This is a genomic window from Ignicoccus islandicus DSM 13165 (genome assembly GCF_001481685.1).
GTDB lineage: Archaea > Thermoproteota > Thermoprotei_A > Sulfolobales > Ignicoccaceae > Ignicoccus > Ignicoccus islandicus.
In genome coordinates this window covers 985,572-999,806 of sequence record NZ_CP006867.1, presented here as the reverse complement: position 1 = coordinate 999,806, position 14,235 = coordinate 985,572, and the positions used below count along the sequence as shown (strand labels likewise).

19 protein-coding genes, 1 tRNA gene and 1 other RNA gene are annotated in these 14,235 nt (G+C 48.5%); 11 read left to right on the top strand and 10 right to left on the bottom strand.

Translation table 11 applies throughout. The features are described 5' to 3' along the window. Positions 1–56: 56 nt before the first annotated feature. Positions 57–373: RNase P RNA component (gene rnpB, locus EYM_RS05550), an RNA gene on the top strand. Between the two features lie 5 nt (positions 374–378). On the opposite strand, the gene EYM_RS05545 is transcribed toward rnpB, so the two are convergent. The 5 genes from EYM_RS05545 to EYM_RS05525 all read right to left on the bottom strand — a co-directional run bounded on the left by EYM_RS05545 (position 379) and on the right by EYM_RS05525 (position 3,792). Further along, entirely contained in the window at positions 379–678 is a 300-nt protein-coding gene (locus EYM_RS05545; protein WP_075050053.1) for a DUF424 domain-containing protein, read from the bottom strand. A gap of 65 nt (positions 679–743) precedes the next feature. Next, a complete protein-coding gene (locus EYM_RS05540) occupies positions 744–1,166 on the bottom strand; it encodes a hypothetical protein (RefSeq protein WP_075050052.1) in 423 nt (140 codons plus the stop codon). A 73-nt stretch (positions 1,167–1,239) separates the two neighbouring features. Then, a complete protein-coding gene (locus EYM_RS05535) occupies positions 1,240–2,895 on the bottom strand; it encodes a multiheme c-type cytochrome (protein ID WP_075050051.1) in 1,656 nt (551 codons plus the stop codon). 332 nt (positions 2,896–3,227) lie between these two features. After that, positions 3,228–3,303 (bottom strand) — tRNA-Gln (locus EYM_RS05530). A gap of 60 nt (positions 3,304–3,363) precedes the next feature. Beyond that, positions 3,364–3,792 carry a hypothetical protein gene (locus tag EYM_RS05525; RefSeq protein WP_075050050.1) on the bottom strand — a complete coding sequence of 143 codons (429 nt, stop codon included), beginning with the start codon at positions 3,790–3,792 and terminating at the stop codon, positions 3,364–3,366. Between the two features lie 204 nt (positions 3,793–3,996). On the opposite strand from EYM_RS05525, the gene EYM_RS05520 reads away from it, so the two are divergent. Continuing rightward, complete coding sequence (locus EYM_RS05520) at positions 3,997–5,100, top strand: pyridoxal phosphate-dependent aminotransferase (RefSeq protein WP_075050049.1); 1,104 nt, start codon at positions 3,997–3,999, stop codon at positions 5,098–5,100. Here EYM_RS05520 and EYM_RS05515 read toward each other — a convergent pair. Next, complete coding sequence (locus tag EYM_RS05515; RefSeq protein WP_075050048.1) at positions 5,065–5,328, bottom strand: TIGR00304 family membrane protein; 264 nt, start codon at positions 5,326–5,328, stop codon at positions 5,065–5,067. The two genes, EYM_RS05520 and EYM_RS05515, sit on opposite strands and share 36 nt — an antisense overlap. 96 nt (positions 5,329–5,424) lie before the next feature. Between EYM_RS05515 and EYM_RS05510 the strand changes: the two genes are divergently transcribed. From EYM_RS05510 to EYM_RS05480, 7 genes are all read left to right on the top strand, one after another. Further along, positions 5,425–5,799, top strand: coding sequence for a hypothetical protein (locus EYM_RS05510; RefSeq protein WP_075050047.1), 375 nt, complete (start codon positions 5,425–5,427; stop codon positions 5,797–5,799). A gap of 72 nt (positions 5,800–5,871) precedes the next feature. Next, on the top strand, positions 5,872–6,588 hold the full coding sequence (locus tag EYM_RS05505) for a proteasome assembly chaperone family protein (protein ID WP_075050046.1): 717 nt from the start codon (positions 5,872–5,874) through the stop codon (positions 6,586–6,588). 11 nt (positions 6,589–6,599) lie between these two features. Further along, the gene (locus tag EYM_RS05500) at positions 6,600–6,902 is read left to right on the top strand and encodes a hypothetical protein (protein WP_075050045.1); all 303 of its coding nucleotides are present in this window, start codon (positions 6,600–6,602) and stop codon (positions 6,900–6,902) included. A gap of 51 nt (positions 6,903–6,953) precedes the next feature. After that, on the top strand, positions 6,954–7,478 hold the full coding sequence (locus EYM_RS05495; protein WP_075050044.1) for a 3-isopropylmalate dehydratase small subunit: 525 nt from the start codon (positions 6,954–6,956) through the stop codon (positions 7,476–7,478). Then, on the top strand, positions 7,475–8,338 hold the full coding sequence (locus EYM_RS05490; RefSeq protein ID WP_075050043.1) for an alcohol dehydrogenase catalytic domain-containing protein: 864 nt from the start codon (positions 7,475–7,477) through the stop codon (positions 8,336–8,338). Before EYM_RS05495 ends, EYM_RS05490 begins: the two co-directional genes overlap by 4 nt. After that, positions 8,335–9,504 (top strand): amidohydrolase family protein, encoded by a 1,170-nt coding sequence (locus EYM_RS05485; RefSeq protein ID WP_075050042.1) that lies wholly within the window; start codon positions 8,335–8,337, stop codon positions 9,502–9,504. The genes EYM_RS05490 and EYM_RS05485 overlap by 4 nt, the downstream gene beginning before the upstream one ends. Then, positions 9,501–10,190, top strand: coding sequence for a DUF432 domain-containing protein (locus EYM_RS05480; protein WP_075050041.1), 690 nt, complete (start codon positions 9,501–9,503; stop codon positions 10,188–10,190). Before EYM_RS05485 ends, EYM_RS05480 begins: the two co-directional genes overlap by 4 nt. On the opposite strand, the gene EYM_RS05475 is transcribed toward EYM_RS05480, so the two are convergent. Continuing rightward, positions 10,171–10,941, bottom strand: coding sequence for a mechanosensitive ion channel family protein (locus tag EYM_RS05475; protein ID WP_075050040.1), 771 nt, complete (start codon positions 10,939–10,941; stop codon positions 10,171–10,173). The two genes, EYM_RS05480 and EYM_RS05475, sit on opposite strands and share 20 nt — an antisense overlap. Positions 10,942–11,010: 69 nt before the next feature. Between EYM_RS05475 and EYM_RS05470 the strand changes: the two genes are divergently transcribed. Further along, positions 11,011–11,562 carry a hypothetical protein gene (locus EYM_RS05470; protein ID WP_075050039.1) on the top strand — a complete coding sequence of 184 codons (552 nt, stop codon included), beginning with the start codon at positions 11,011–11,013 and terminating at the stop codon, positions 11,560–11,562. On the opposite strand, the gene EYM_RS05465 is transcribed toward EYM_RS05470, so the two are convergent. Beyond that, a complete protein-coding gene (locus tag EYM_RS05465) occupies positions 11,540–12,091 on the bottom strand; it encodes a cysteine hydrolase family protein (RefSeq protein ID WP_075050038.1) in 552 nt (183 codons plus the stop codon). The genes EYM_RS05470 and EYM_RS05465 overlap by 23 nt on opposite strands. A 49-nt stretch (positions 12,092–12,140) precedes the next feature. Further along, complete coding sequence (locus EYM_RS05460) at positions 12,141–13,058, bottom strand: class I SAM-dependent methyltransferase (RefSeq protein WP_075050037.1); 918 nt, start codon at positions 13,056–13,058, stop codon at positions 12,141–12,143. A gap of 86 nt (positions 13,059–13,144) precedes the next feature. Here EYM_RS05460 and EYM_RS05455 point away from each other — a divergent pair, with 86 nt between their 5' ends. Beyond that, the gene (locus EYM_RS05455; protein ID WP_075050036.1) at positions 13,145–13,540 is read left to right on the top strand and encodes a metal-dependent hydrolase; all 396 of its coding nucleotides are present in this window, start codon (positions 13,145–13,147) and stop codon (positions 13,538–13,540) included. Here the strand turns inward: EYM_RS05455 and EYM_RS05450 are convergent. Then, the gene (locus tag EYM_RS05450) at positions 13,535–14,044 is read right to left on the bottom strand and encodes a molybdopterin-guanine dinucleotide biosynthesis protein B (RefSeq protein ID WP_075050035.1); all 510 of its coding nucleotides are present in this window, start codon (positions 14,042–14,044) and stop codon (positions 13,535–13,537) included. The genes EYM_RS05455 and EYM_RS05450 overlap by 6 nt on opposite strands. Positions 14,045–14,235 lie beyond the last annotated feature (191 nt).

Genomic DNA, 14,235 nt, shown 5'->3' with positions numbered 1-14,235 from the left:
GCTAACGTGAGCGAGCCTCCAAATTAATTTCCCTCACGTTCCTAAAGTTTACTGGCCGAAGGCCGCTGGCGGCCACGGGGCCGCGAAGGCCCTGAGGAAGCTCCACCCTCCCCGCGGCACCGGAGTCCCGCGAGGGACCGGGTTGAGAGCCCGGGCTCCGGCACAGAAACGAGACCCCCGGGCCAGAGAGAGGATGGAGAACTCCTTCCCGGCGACGGGAAGGATATCCGGATCCATGAAGGCCTAGCGGGGCTGAAACGGCCGTCCTCCGGGGAGCAAGGGGGTCCCCCGATGCCTCGCCGCGGAAGGGGGACCCGGGGACCGCTTAGCCAAATGCCGCCGAAGTACAGAAGGTGGGCTATAGCGGCCTTCGGCACCTCATATTTCTAACGAGAACGATTGGGCGTGAGGTATGGAGCCTATTCTCTTTATCGCTTCAGGGTGAACTAACCCGTTCTTGAGGCCTAGCTCAACTGCCCTTTCGCCAATGAAGTAAACGATTGAAGCCCTCCATAAGAGACCCTCTACGCCTTCCTCGTCAGTTAAGTGGCCTTTGAAGAAGCTCTCCTCTACTTTTAAAACTGCCTCACCCTCCCTCACTTCAACGCCCATTAACTCTTCGTCCACCACTGTCAGCATTTTGTAGACTCCCATTTCGTGAAGCTTTACCCAGAACAATCGACCTCCCCTTTAGGTTCACCTACGTACGCTTCTAATAAGCTATTACGGACACTCACTAACGCTTACCCCTTTCCTTCGCACTTGCTCCTTAGCGGACACGTCTTGTGGAAGTTGTAAAATTCGCTAAATACGTAAAAGCTAGCGAGGAGCCATAGAATTAAGGTGAACAAATCCCCTACCAATATTAAAATCGTCGGTGGGAGCAGTAAGAAGGAACCCCAAGTGATGGCAGCTAGCTTCCTACCCCTCTCGAAATTACCGGAATTCCTTTCGAACAACTTGCTAGCTAGGAGGCCCCAGCCGGAGAAACAAGGCTTGCCGTAAAAGGGACAATTGGTGCAAAGGTCCTTCCTAAGTTGGAAGTATAGGCTGTAAGCTACGAAGAACGTCCATAGGAAGCCGAGAAGGCCGAAAGCTCTGCAGAGGATCGTCGAACCTAGGACGATCATCGCGAAAATTACGGTGTTATAGAAGAGGTGTTTCATTCCGGCCTCCCGAAAGTAGGGGAGAAGTAACGGGATATATGAGCGTATGAGCAAGTGTCTTAAAAAAATCTTTTTACTTAGCGGCCGCCTTATTGTATAGCTCGAGTAACATTTGCATTTGCTCTAGGTCCTTAGTTAACTGGTACCAGCCTCTCTTGAAGGTGGTCCAGTCTTGGCCGTTCATCGCAGTACCGTACCTAATGCTGTTGCCGTAGAACAGCCAGCTCTCTATCCACAGCCTCTCAATGTACTCGTCGAAGAGGGTCTTCGGGTCCTTTAGGTCCACGTGAGCTAGGCCGCTCTGCCACGCCTTCAGTAGTAGCACGGTTGCCTTTAGGGTCGCTAAGTTGCTCTCCTTGATCTGTTCGTCTAGTAGCTTGAACTTGTTCTCAACGTAATCCTTGGAGTGGCATTGAGTACATATTAGCTTCATGGTTTCCTTCCTCTTAGCTTGCTCCTCTGGGCTTATTAGGCCGGGTTCGCCGTTAGGTAGCTTTGCGTATACGAACTTGCCGGTCTTTACATCGGGCGCTAGGCTTATCGGCATTGGTAGCTTTACTCCAACTAACGCCTTCGCTATGGTTAGTCCTTGCTTGGCTAGAGCCTCGGCAGTGCTAGCTGGGACGGCCTCAACGCTCAGTAAGGTGTGGTCTCCAACCTTGGGCATTGGGTGAGCGTAAATTAGACCGAAGAGCCTTACCCATAGCCTAGTGTCAACGTTGTGAGTCCTAGGTACTATCACTTGCTTAGTTATCGGGTCTACTAACTGGCTCATGTGACAAGTTGCACACGTGGGCGCTTGGAAGTCAGCTCCAGGCTTCCAATCGGGAGCCTTCATGTTGTAGCGCTTGTGATGCACCATCCATAGGTTGCCGTGCTTGCTCTCCTTCCATACGTTGAAGGCAGGTACGTCCGGGTCTAGGTGGCATTGACCGCAAGTGTAGGGGCTCCTAGCTACAGCTATGTCGAAGCTGTGCCTGGGGTGGCAAGCAGTACAAGCTCCCCTGCTCCCATCCGGGTTGACCCTACCGACTCCGTGGTTAGGCCAACCCTCGTAGTCCGGTACGGTTACAACTAGGCCCTTGTAAGTTATTTGCTTGAAGCCCTTTACTTTAACTACAGTACCGTGGCACTCCAGACAGCTAGCAGCTTGGCTGGTTTGTTCACCGCCTATCTTCTTACCCATGCACATGAAGGTAGTAGAAGCATCTACTAGGCCCTTGTAGACCGGATTCTTCATTAAGTTCTTGTAGGCCCATGCTTTGCTGCTTTGGCTGTACTGTTCAACCTCTACCTTGTGGCAGGTCTTACAGTCGTTAGGGGTTACTATTGGGTGTATCTTGAAGCCGAAGTGGTCAACGGTGTCGGGGTGCTTGTCAGCGTTCATTGTGTGACACTCGTAACATCCAACCACTACGTTCCTGTATTGCGGCGGTATCTCATCGAGCGGAGTGCTCACTTCTCTCTTGATGGCTGGCTTCTTCCAAGCTTCAGCTGGGGTAACGTGAGCCATTTTGCTCTTGAGCCAGTCAGCGACTATACCGGGAGTGTATTGCACGTGGCAAGCGAGACAAGCCTTGGTCTGTTGGCTAACGTTAGGTAGGTTGTTTATGGCGGCCATGAGGTCAATGGTGTTAGCGTTTTCGTTCATTCCGCCATGCATTGGACCCATCATTGGCATAGCCAGTAAGGCGGCCGCGAAGAACAGGGCCATTAAGGCCGATCTCATCGTCACCACTCCTCATTTAACACCAGCTTATTCAACGTTTAAAAGAATTCCTTGGTAGATTCAATTCACAGAATGTAGTATTGTTGAAAAGGTTTTTGCCACTGCCAATTTTTTCGCCTTAAAAGTTGAATATCGATAATTGAAATCGCTTGAAAAATATGTTAATTGAATTAACCCTTCAGTCCGAAAACCTAATCCATATAGAGAACTTACTAGTTAGAAATGGAGTTCTTTTGAGATAATGTTCAATGCGTTCAAGGTTTGCGAATACCTTAGGGTTGACTTACACGGTGTGATGGTTGAGTATAGAAACGTAATTGAGGGAGATAGGATGGTAGCCGGGCGGGGATTCGAACCCCGGTCACGGGGGCCAAAGCCCCGCATCCTTGGCCGCTAGACGACCCGGCTCCGAAGGGTGTCGGGAAAAAACAGTTTATATATTTTGAGGATAGTTCTCATTCGCCAATTCTAGGAAGGTTCTTTAATTTCCCGTTGAAGATTTCCTCGAACCTCTCTGGAAGCAATGGCGTTCCAGCTACCAGCTAGCCTTATCACCGCGATTAGGGGCTCTAGAACGTTGACGACCTCAGATTTGGTTTCCGGATCTAGGTTACCGTCTTTAGCGCTTCTTATGAGATCGCTGTACAATCGTAGGAAGTCCTTGAAGCTCTTTAATATCAGTATGTTAAGAGCAGCTTCGGGGTGAATTTCGCCGTCTCCGAAATACTTATTTAAATTGCGTAATGAGTCTTCGAGTTCTCCTTCGAGTAACTTTGAAATAGTATCCAGTATCGTTACGCAGTCTCCACGGCTCTCCTTATAAAGCTCTTCAATAAACTCCGAAATCAGCTCCCTAGAAGGGAGCACTGGTATGAATTCCTCGATATTATATCCCAACGGGACTCCCCTTACACAATCTATATTGACCCATATATCGGTAATAAGTTAATATTACCAATATTATTAACTCTAGTTTATTCCCATATGTGTAGTTAGCGATAGTATACAAGCAAGCGAGAAACTCAAACGTAATTATAGTCGATTGGGGGTGAGGTTCATAGGGGATAAATTCTGATAGAGGAGCTCTCCGCAGATTCAACCTTGTCCTTCGTTAGTAAGGCCAAGTCCTTGGCTCGCGAAATTCGCGCTAACTTGGGTTTAGGCGAACCCGATAAGAACCCTCCCCGGGAATTGGTCGAGGAACTAATTAGAGCAACCGAAATTAAGCCAACGTATACCCCTAGCGGAGGCATTCCTTCTCTGAGAAGGAAATTAGCTGAGTGGTTCTCCGAAAGATATAACACTGAAATATCTGAAAGGGAAGTAATGGTTACCCCTTCCGGTAAAGCCGCCCTTTACCTCTCCTTGCTCTATTTCTCAAAAGGCGAGGTCGTTTTAACTGATCCGACGTATTACAGCTACGAACCAGTGGTCGAGTCCTTAGGTAGGCCTGTAAGGAAAGTTCCATTAGTAAGGAGCGGGGTCGGTTACTCCTTCCCCGAAGACTTAAGCGCCTTAGTACCTAGCAAGGGCTTGACGGTCGTTAACTCGCCTTCCAATCCCACCGGTTCGGTACTAGGCGACGGAATGTTCGATTTGGTTGAAAGGGCTTGGGAAAGGAAAAGCTACGTAGTAAGCGACGAGCCGTACGACGTGTTCGTGTACAATGGTAAACACGTGAGCTTCTTATCAACGCCCAAGTGGAGGGAAACGGGGGCCTTTGTCTATAGCTTCAGCAAGATACTATGCATTCCCGGTTGGAGGCTAGGCGCAATAGTCGCGAAGGAGGACGTAATAAAGAAGCTCATTTCGGTTGCCTCGAACGTCTACGGCTGCCCTTGCAAATGGGAACAAATAGCCCTCGAGAGGATCTTAGAGCAGCCCGACGTAATAGAGAGACACGTAAACGACATGGTCAGCGAATACGCAAAGAGGAGGGAGGAAGTAATTAGTGTATTAAAGAGAATTTCGGACTTTCCAGGAGTTGGAGATGGATCTTTCTACGCGTTCCCGGACTTCGGCGTAGACTCGGAAGAACTAGCTTTGCAAGCAGCTAAGGAGGGGGTAATTTCTATCCCAGGTAAGGTGTTTTCAGAGAAATACGGTAAGACGTCGCTGAGGATAAGCTTCTCTGCGCCACCGGCTGAGCTTAAGTACGGCTTAGAAGTACTAGGGAGTTTGGCGAGGGGGCTCAAGGGGCATTGAGCGAAGGTAAACAAACGTCATTAGAATCATTGCAAACGCTAGTAAGACGGCTATTAGAATTGCGAGCCATCCCAATTTCCCGCCGCCTATCACTATTGGAACGGGTCCAATGAAGATGACGGCTCCGCCTCCCCACTCGACGTTTTGAGCTTTCGATAAGACGCTTACGATTATTCCTATTACAATCAAGGTAATTCCTAAGATTATCAAAGGCACTCCTAGGTCCATTTCCTTCCCTAGCGTTAGGGTCCTTCCAAGGGTTTTAGGTTCTCGGACTGTCTTTATTTTCCCCTATCCCATCAAACTCACTGGGGTTAGAAGGAAATGGGTAGGGTAAACAAACCCCTTTCAGCAGCTGAGAAAAGGCAAATGAAGCAACTCTTAGAGGATATAAGAAAGAGAATGATAGAAGAGAAGAAGAGCACTAGAGGCGTGACCCAGAGAGTGGTCGCTGAGGGGGACGTACTCAGGAAGGCCGAGGCCATAGTTAGGAAGATGCAATACGTAACTCCATACGTCTTAGCTAACAAGATGGAAGTAGGAATTGGATTAGCCAAGAGAATACTTAGGGACTTAGAGACTAAGGGCGTTGTAAAGTTATATTCTAAGAACAGGAGAGTCCAGGTTTACGTTCCAGCAGAATCGTTCGACAAGTTAGTTAAGCCAGGAGCCTACTCCTACACTGTTGAAGAAATGTAAGCTTTTTTCTGATGAGGTACCTCGATCCCCCTGATTCGTGATGAGGATTCCACGTACCCGAGGGGAAATACTGTGATAATTGAAGTACATGAAAATAAGAGGGTAAAGGCCAAGTACCTAATAGTTGGCTTCCACGACGTCGGCCTCGTGGGCATAATTTCTACCAGGCACCTAATCGAGGAATTAGGTCTCGAACAAATAGGTGGAATAGACATTCCCGATGAAATGCTAGTGACCACAGTTAAGGAGGGCGTTTCCAATTACCCTATAGGAATTTACCATGGAGGAGAGGTAGCTCTAATATTCCCTGAAATTCCATTACCACCGCCATCTGTCTTCCCGCTTTCCCAAGCCATAATGGATTACGCTGCGAGAATAAGGTGCGAACGAATAATTTCCTTAACCGGACTTGCGAACCCGAATAGGCTCAACGTTAAACCCAGACCCGGTTGGATAGTTTCCCAAACCGACATTGAGGAAATGGATAAACTAAGGGAATGGGGTAGACCCCTCAAGGACGGCATACTATATGGACCCACTGCCGCCTTACTTAAGTCTTCTATGGTTAGAAACCCTCCAACGGTCGCCCTCCTAGCTGACGCTTTCCCCGAATTCCCAGATCCGGGAGCGGCCGCCGTAGTCTTACAAGGCTTGGAGAAAGTGTACGGGATAAAGGTCAACGTTGAAAAGCTATTGGAAGACGCGGAGAAGATAAAGGCCCGATTGCAAGAGAATGTCAAGAGAGCGATGACCGTAATGAAGGAAGCTCAGCCCCTCACTTACGCTTGAGGTGAAGGAACGTGATCTCGCCTAACGGTAAGACCGAGCCCCTACACTACGTGGTAGAGTACCCCGATAGGTACGAAGTATTGATAGACGTACCGTTAGCTGACGAGAGGACGCTGACCGTCGGCGTTCATAAGCGAGTAGTAAAAGTGCGAGTGAAGCTTAGAGAAACAATAAAGCTGGAAGAAGGCGAGGTGAGGGAGTACGTCAAGATACTAAGGATACCGGAGGACGCCGAAGAGGAATACGAGGTGAGGGTCCACAGAGTCGAAGGACCGATAATAGTCATCGTTTTCCCTAAATTAGGGAAACCGTGAAGGCAGTACACGCTTTTAGAGGTCAACGCGTGGACCTCTGGGGTGCTCGTAGTGGAAAAGGTAGTTAGAGCTAAAGCTGTAAAGGTAGGCGACAACATAGACACTGACGTCATCATACCCGGTAGGTACCTAATATACACTGATCCGGAGACTTTAGGAAAGTATTGCTTCGAACCCATAATGCCAGATTTCTATAAGAAGAGTAAGGAGCTAGGGGGCGTAATAGTCGTAGCCGGCAGGAACTTCGGTATGGGTAGCTCCAGGGAGCAAGCAGTAGTTGCGCTAAAGGGAGCCGGCGTGAAGGCGGTAGTAGCTGAGAGCTTCGCTAGAATATTCTATCGGAACTGCATAAATCAAGGCCTTCCGGCAGTTAGAGTTCCTGGAATTAGCGAAGCGGTGGAAGAAGGAGACGAAGTGGAGGTAGATCTAGAGAACGGCGTAGTGAGGGTTTACGATCCCCAAGGTAACTTAAAGAAAGAGTTCAAGGTACCCAAGCTCCCACCCTCCCTATTAGAGATATTGGAAAGCGGTGGTCTCGTACCGTATTTGAAGAGGAAAATGGTGCAGACCCAATGAAAAGCCTAGTTTTTAAAGGAGACTTACAAATTGAGGAGAAACCCATTCCACCGATACCAGAAGGTCACTTATTGGTAAAGATAGAGAAAGCCGTAGTAGGTCCCTTGGAGAGAGGTCTCGTAAGGGGCCTCATATGGGTAGAGCCCGGAAGGATCGTCGGAATGGAAGGCTACGGTATAGTTGAAGAGCCCGGAATAAACGCGAACGTGGAACGAGGTTCGATAGTTTCATCTCCCGTAATCACTTCCGAAGGATCGATAATTGGCGTTCACTTAGATGGGACCTTGAGCGAATACTTCGTGGTTCCGGAAAAAGACGTCGAGGTACTACCTCCGGGGAACCCTCTAAAGTTAGCCTTAGCTGGAACGGGCGCAATAGCCTCATGGATCAAAAAGAGAATAGAAGGAAAGAAGGCATTACTAATAGGCTCCGGCTTAACCAACGTTCTGGTTTCTTACCTAAGCGGATGGGAAGTCCCAATACTTGCATGGAGTCAAGAACCGAACGTACCGGCCTATTACTTCCCCACGAAGGCGTCGGCATGTACCCAAGAATGGGAAGCCGTGGTAGTTTCGGTACTGGAGGAAATGGCCATTGATACGGCCACTATGTGCATAAAGGAGGGCGGAACCATAATTCTCCATCCATTAGTAGCCTATTCTAAGAACGTCTTCAGGGGTAAGCACGTTAAAATAGAAGTCGCTGGGAGGGATAGCTTAAGCGAGGGTCTAGAGGCCATCAACTCCTTACCTCAAAACGTCTTCGCTTCGCTAGTTTCGAAGGAAAGGGACCTAAGCGAAGCGCTTAACTCCCCGTTCTCGCGATCAGTAATAGACGTACCAGGAGGATTGACCTATTGAGGGTTCGACCCTTCGTTGACACTCACTTCCACCTTTCTTGGACTGCTAGGTCCCTCTTAGAGCTCAATTTGAAGGAGTGTTCAACGGTAGAATGCGTTCTGAGTAAGGTTCGCGAGGAGAGCGAAAGGGGCGGAACGTACGGCGGATGGGTGATAGGGAGCTTACTCCACTACAAGTTAGCGAAGGCAATAACGAAGGAGCTACTGGACGAGGTAAGCGATAAGCCAGTTTCAATTGCGACCAGGGACGGACACATGGCAGTAGTTAACAGTAAGGCAATAGAAATATCTGGAGTGGACTGCTCCTATAGCGGGGTAGAGTGCGTCGAAGGCGTTCCCACGGGAAGGCTGTACGAGGACGCAATGCTCTTAGTTCGGAGGAAAATGCCGGATCCGCCCATCGGCAAATTGGTTGGTGCGTATAAGGCCGTTTTAGACGACCTCTATTCCAACGGCTTCCTCCAAATTCACGCCATGACCTCTAGATGGCTAGAATGGGAGCTAGTGAAGAGCTTGAACCATAAAGTTCACGTAATACCATATATGAGAAAAGAGGCGTTCGTCAAGGGTTCTCCTGGCATCAAGTTGTTCGCGGACGGGGTCCTAATCTACGGGACGGCATTGATGAACGGAAAGGGGAGGAAGTTAATAGATGAAAGGGAGCTAAGTCAATGGCTAATTAGAGGCAAGGAGGAGGGCTTCAGAGTAGCAGTGCACGCAATGGGCGATGAAGCAATAGACTTAGTCATAAGGGCCTACGAAATGGCTGGTAAGCCGAAGAGGGTCCTGAGGATAGAACACGCGGCAATAACTAGGGATGACCAACTCGAGTACTTGGCTTCTGAGGGCATAGAGGTGAGCGTCCAGCCGGGGATAATGGAGAGCGTGGGGGTGGAAGAGTTCAAGTCAATCTTAGGCCCTAATTGGAAGCGATTCATGAGGGTTAGGGACATGATTGAATTGGGCGTTAAAGTTTACCATGGAAGCGATAGCCCGGTCGGTCCTTGGAGGCTCAAGGAGGTGTTCAAGTATTACAAGCTCCTACCTAAGCCAGTGGACGACCTGGAAACTGTATTGAAATTAATGAGTAGCGGATGGGAAATACACGGAGAGAGGCCAAGTGGAGAGCTGGAAGTTACCGACGACTTAGAGGTGAGGGTTCTTTGAGGTACTTCGGTAAGATAAGGGACAAGGACGAGGTAAAGGAAGGCAAGTGGACGGTATCGCTCAAGTGCAATCCCTCACTATGTATATATAGGAGAACATACGATACTGAGTCTCTTGAGATGGTATTGAGCCCTTATTCCGAAGTATACCTTAGGCCGATACTGCACGGGGGAGAGCTCGCTTTCTACTTGTACTTGAAATTCTCGCGTAACGTAACCTTAGCCCCCCTCTCAACTATACAAGTGAACGTTGGAATTCCAATAGACGTCGAAGCTTCCATACCATATATGGGTCCCGAAGGAGTTAGGAACTTCCCGATAGACATAATAGAACTTACTGACGTTAACTACGCTCTTTACGGGAAGCCCGAAAGGGGGTTGCTTTGTAGATACCACGAAGTTAGAATAGGCAGGTGGAACTGGTTATTGGAAGCTCCATTGAACGTGTTAATAGCCAACGAAAGCGAGAGATCTGTTAACATCAATAGAATAGTATTTCCTACGTTCCTACCCAAGCTCTACTACTTTCCCGGAACTTCCAAGGTCTGGGTCTCGCCCATAAACGTCTTCGTAGAAGGCAACACAGCAACGGTAGTTAGGAACGACCAAGCCTCGCCTCCGGAAGGCTACATCCAAAGCCCGTCTACCGGGAAAACTAACAAGTGGGTTATGATTTTCGGTCTATGATAACGGTTATCGTTGTGAAGGGCACCTCTACTCCGGCCTTGACCAGTTCCTCATATATCGTATATCGAACTTGTTTATAGCATTCGTACCACTTCTTCGATGGGACCCACGCGTTCACTCTTATTATCACGGCGCTGTCCCCGAATTCCTCTACGAAGACCTCCGGTTCCGGTACTTTCAATACGTACTTCGAGTTATTCATTGCTCTCTTTATTACGTCAATGGCAGTCTTGACTTTCTCAAGATCGTATGGAACTCCTACTTTAACTTCCAACCTCCTGACTATCGGCATGGACTGATTCACAATAACATCTTCGAAGAACTTCGAATTTGGTACTCTGGCTAGCTCACCGTTCCATAACCTTATTGTGGTTGAGAGTATTGAAATCGATTTGACAGCGCCGCTTATTCCAGCTTCCTTGAGGTAAACGAAATCACCTATTCTTATTGGTTTTTCCATTACAAGGAATATACCCGAAATCGCGTTGGATATAACGGTTTGAGCAGCGAACGATATAGCTAGGGTAATGAATCCACCGGCAACCAGTAAGTCGCTGATTGAGAACCCGAAGCCCTTCACTACCATTAAAGCTCCGAAGAGATAGAGGAACAGCGTTGAAATCCACTGACCCATGTAGGTTAAGTCTTCCGAAGGCGAATACTTAGCTAAGATCTCCAGTATTTTCTTGCTTAGGTATATCTTCGTTGAAACTATTAGGGCTATTCCAAATAGTACCTCGAATAGAGTCAACTTCTATCCGCTCGCAGATCCAACTCGCTTTTTATAACGCTTACCTTAGCTAGCGTAGGGGCTTAGTTTTTGAAGTGTTACTGTGGAAGGGAAGCCTTCTACTACCAGAAGTCCTCCGGGGAATACCTCTGCAAGAAGCATTTGATAAAGAGGTTGGAAAGGAAAGTAGCCAAAGAAGCCTCCTCTCTAGGCCTCCTCAGATGCGAGGAAATCACGATAACTAAGAACGAATACAACTTCCGCGAGGCAATACTGGTTTACAACTCTCTGAAGAGCAGGGCTAAGAGGCGCTCGTGTCCCGAACCCAAATTAGTTGAAGGTAAGGGAGATTTAACTCCTTTATCCGCTGAGAAGGTTTTGTACTTATTGTTAAAGGCCTTCTACTTGGGCGAAGTTTCCGAATTTCTTCATCCTAAGGAGGCCGGTAACCCAGCTTACGTTATACTCCCACGCGACTTGGCAGCCTATTCTTATGCAATAGGATTAAGGGAGGTTCCGAAGCCCTTCGGCGAGGGGCCCTTATGGGACGTGGCCGTAAAGATTGCTACGGAGCAACCTACGGAAACTTACAGTTCCTTCAAGCTAATAGACGAGGTTATTAAGTTCTGGAAAGCTCCTTAACTAGTTCTTCCGAGGAAGCTATTCTAGCACCATAGACCGTCTTCATGTACTCCAACCACTTGCCTTGATCCTCCTTAGGTACGCTCATAGTTCCATCGCTAACCACAGTTACCTCGTAGCCCCTGAAGAACGCGTCTGCTGCCGTATGGAGCACGCAAACGTTAGTGGCTACTCCAGTTAGCACCACTTCCCTTACCCCGAGCTCCCTCAGCAACAAGTCCAAATCAGTTGAGAAGAAGGCGCTGTACCTCCTCTTGGTTACTACGTAATCGCCTTCCTCCGGTTTGAGCTCCTCGACCACTTGAGCTCCCTCGCTTCCCCTCACTGCGTGCTCTCCCCAAAGCTTCAGTTCCTTATCGACGTTGGGTAGGTGGGAATCGTTGGTATATATTACTGGCAAGCCAGCTTCCTTGAACGCCTCCTTCAATCTCTTAATGTTTCCTATTATTTCCTCAGCCCCTTCCACGTAGAGCTTGCCGTCTTTCCTAACGAAGTCGTTTAACATATCGACTATTATGAGAGCTTTCAAGGACGTCCCCCTCCCATTACTTCAAGGTGCTCGTAAAATAATTCCAGACTTACCAATCCCATGGAGTTCCAAGTAAGTGGCTTAGGGGTCCGAAGCCTTCAGCGCTCCTCAGCCTTGGTTTGAACTCGCACTTATTTAAGAGGGCGTCTACAACTACTTGGGCTATTCTAGGCCCCACAGTCCTCACTAACCTGACGCCCCTAATCTCAAAGGAGGAACACTTGCTTTCTAAGAGCCTCCTACCGACTCTCAATGCGCTCAACTTCGGCCTCTCTCCCCACCTAACGAGTACGTGTAAGTACAAGTGGAGCCAACCCGGATACCTTAAGGAAAGCAACGCGTAGTCCAAGTAGCTAGGGGCCAGCTCGGGCAGCGGCATGAGGACCCTATCAACGCTTCCCCTTAACCAGTAGCTAACGTCCGCTGAGTCTCCCAGAATTGGAATGACTTTGTCCTCTACGCCGTTAAGCTTTACGTTCTCGACCATTAATTCGTAAGCTAGGGGGTTAACGTCTACTGAGTATACCTTCGCCCCCTTTCTCTTAGCAATGAGTATAGAAAAGGGACCTACCCCGGCAAACATGTTAAATACGGTTTCCCACGGTTGAACTAGCTCTGCAATCCTAAGGTGCTCTCCGGAAAGCCTTGGAACTACGAAGGCCTTTTGGACGTCCACCTTGTAAACGCAACCGTGCTCCTTGTAAATTGTAGCAGTTCTGTTCTCTCCAGCTAAATGGATGAGTCTCCTTAACCGATACTTCCCTTCAGTTCCAGGTTCTATTGCAAAGACCGCCTTGACGCCCTTCATTCTCTTAAGCATCTCATTAGCTAGGAGACGAAGATTCTCTATAGGGTAGTTGAATTTCCTGTGAATTAACGCTATGTCTCCTACTACGTCTATCCTAGACCAAACCTCGTCGTCGCCTAGCAGCTCCCTAGCTAACCTCCTTAGCAACCTGTCCTTCACTTACTTTCGTCCCTCCGCGGTTTATCCGTTCGAGATCTAGAGCATTTAATTGGATACTCAAGGGAAGTCCTATCCAGGGCTTACGAGTGTTAGGGTACGCTCACGCAGCTCTAGGTTTCTCTCTGTCAGTTTTCCTACTAGGCCCTTCTCCATCGGTTACGCTCACCTCAGTAATTTATTCTAAACTTCCTGACTTCGACTTGAAGTTGAGGCACAGGAAGAGCTTACATAACGTCTTCGCTATGTTGATATTAACTTCCGTTGCCTTTCTAATGGGTCCCGACGCCGGCCTCTCCGCTCTAGTGGCATATTCTTCTCACTTATTGGGCGATTCCCTCACAGTTTACGGCATCTATCCGTTCTACCCTTTCAGCAACAAGAGGTTCAGGCTAGCTAAATTCAAGAGCTCTTCCCCGATCCTAAATCTTGGCGCCGTAGCGCTTTCGGCTGCCTTGCTCTTTGCAAAGTTCAAAGGGCTATGAGGAGTTTGCCGAGTGTTGAGCGGTGAAAGCGGCATGGGACAGCTGAGCCTTGTACATGGCCGCTATAGTTCTGGCCAAGTGTCTAGCTTCCCTACTGAAATCTCTCCCCGATTTCACTATTGCTATCGTCCTGGGCCTCATTAGGGCCCTCAACTCACCTTCCCTTCTAATTACAATTACTCCGACCCACTCCCTCCTCTTGACCTCCCTTCCGCCTTCAACTATTACCAACCCGTCCAATTCTTCAACTACTTCCTCCAGCTTCCTAGGTATAGAGCTCTGATACCTAATCCCGTTTGGGGTCAACAGTACCGTTTCCCTAGCCCCCGCTATCAAGAACCTTCTCGTATCTCCAGCGTCAGTTTCCTCTAGCAAGTGATGGGTTGTTTTAATTACTTTCGGCTCGATTCCTAACGTTTTCAGCTCCCTTATAATTCCTTCAATCAGAGAAGTTTTTCCCGAATTCTTAAAGCCTACAACTTGAACTACTAGCCCCGCCACCATTAGGTATACCCCAGAGGCCTCGCTTTTAAAAAGCGGGGAGGGAGAATATACAAATTCAAGCTAGGAACGCTCCAGTCTGTACAGGGCGAGGCTGGGGACTACAGAAGAGTGCCACTGCGAGTACCGCTTCGTATGGAATTCCCAAGTATCGAAGGAATATTCTAGAATTTATGTCAGACTACGTTCATCTG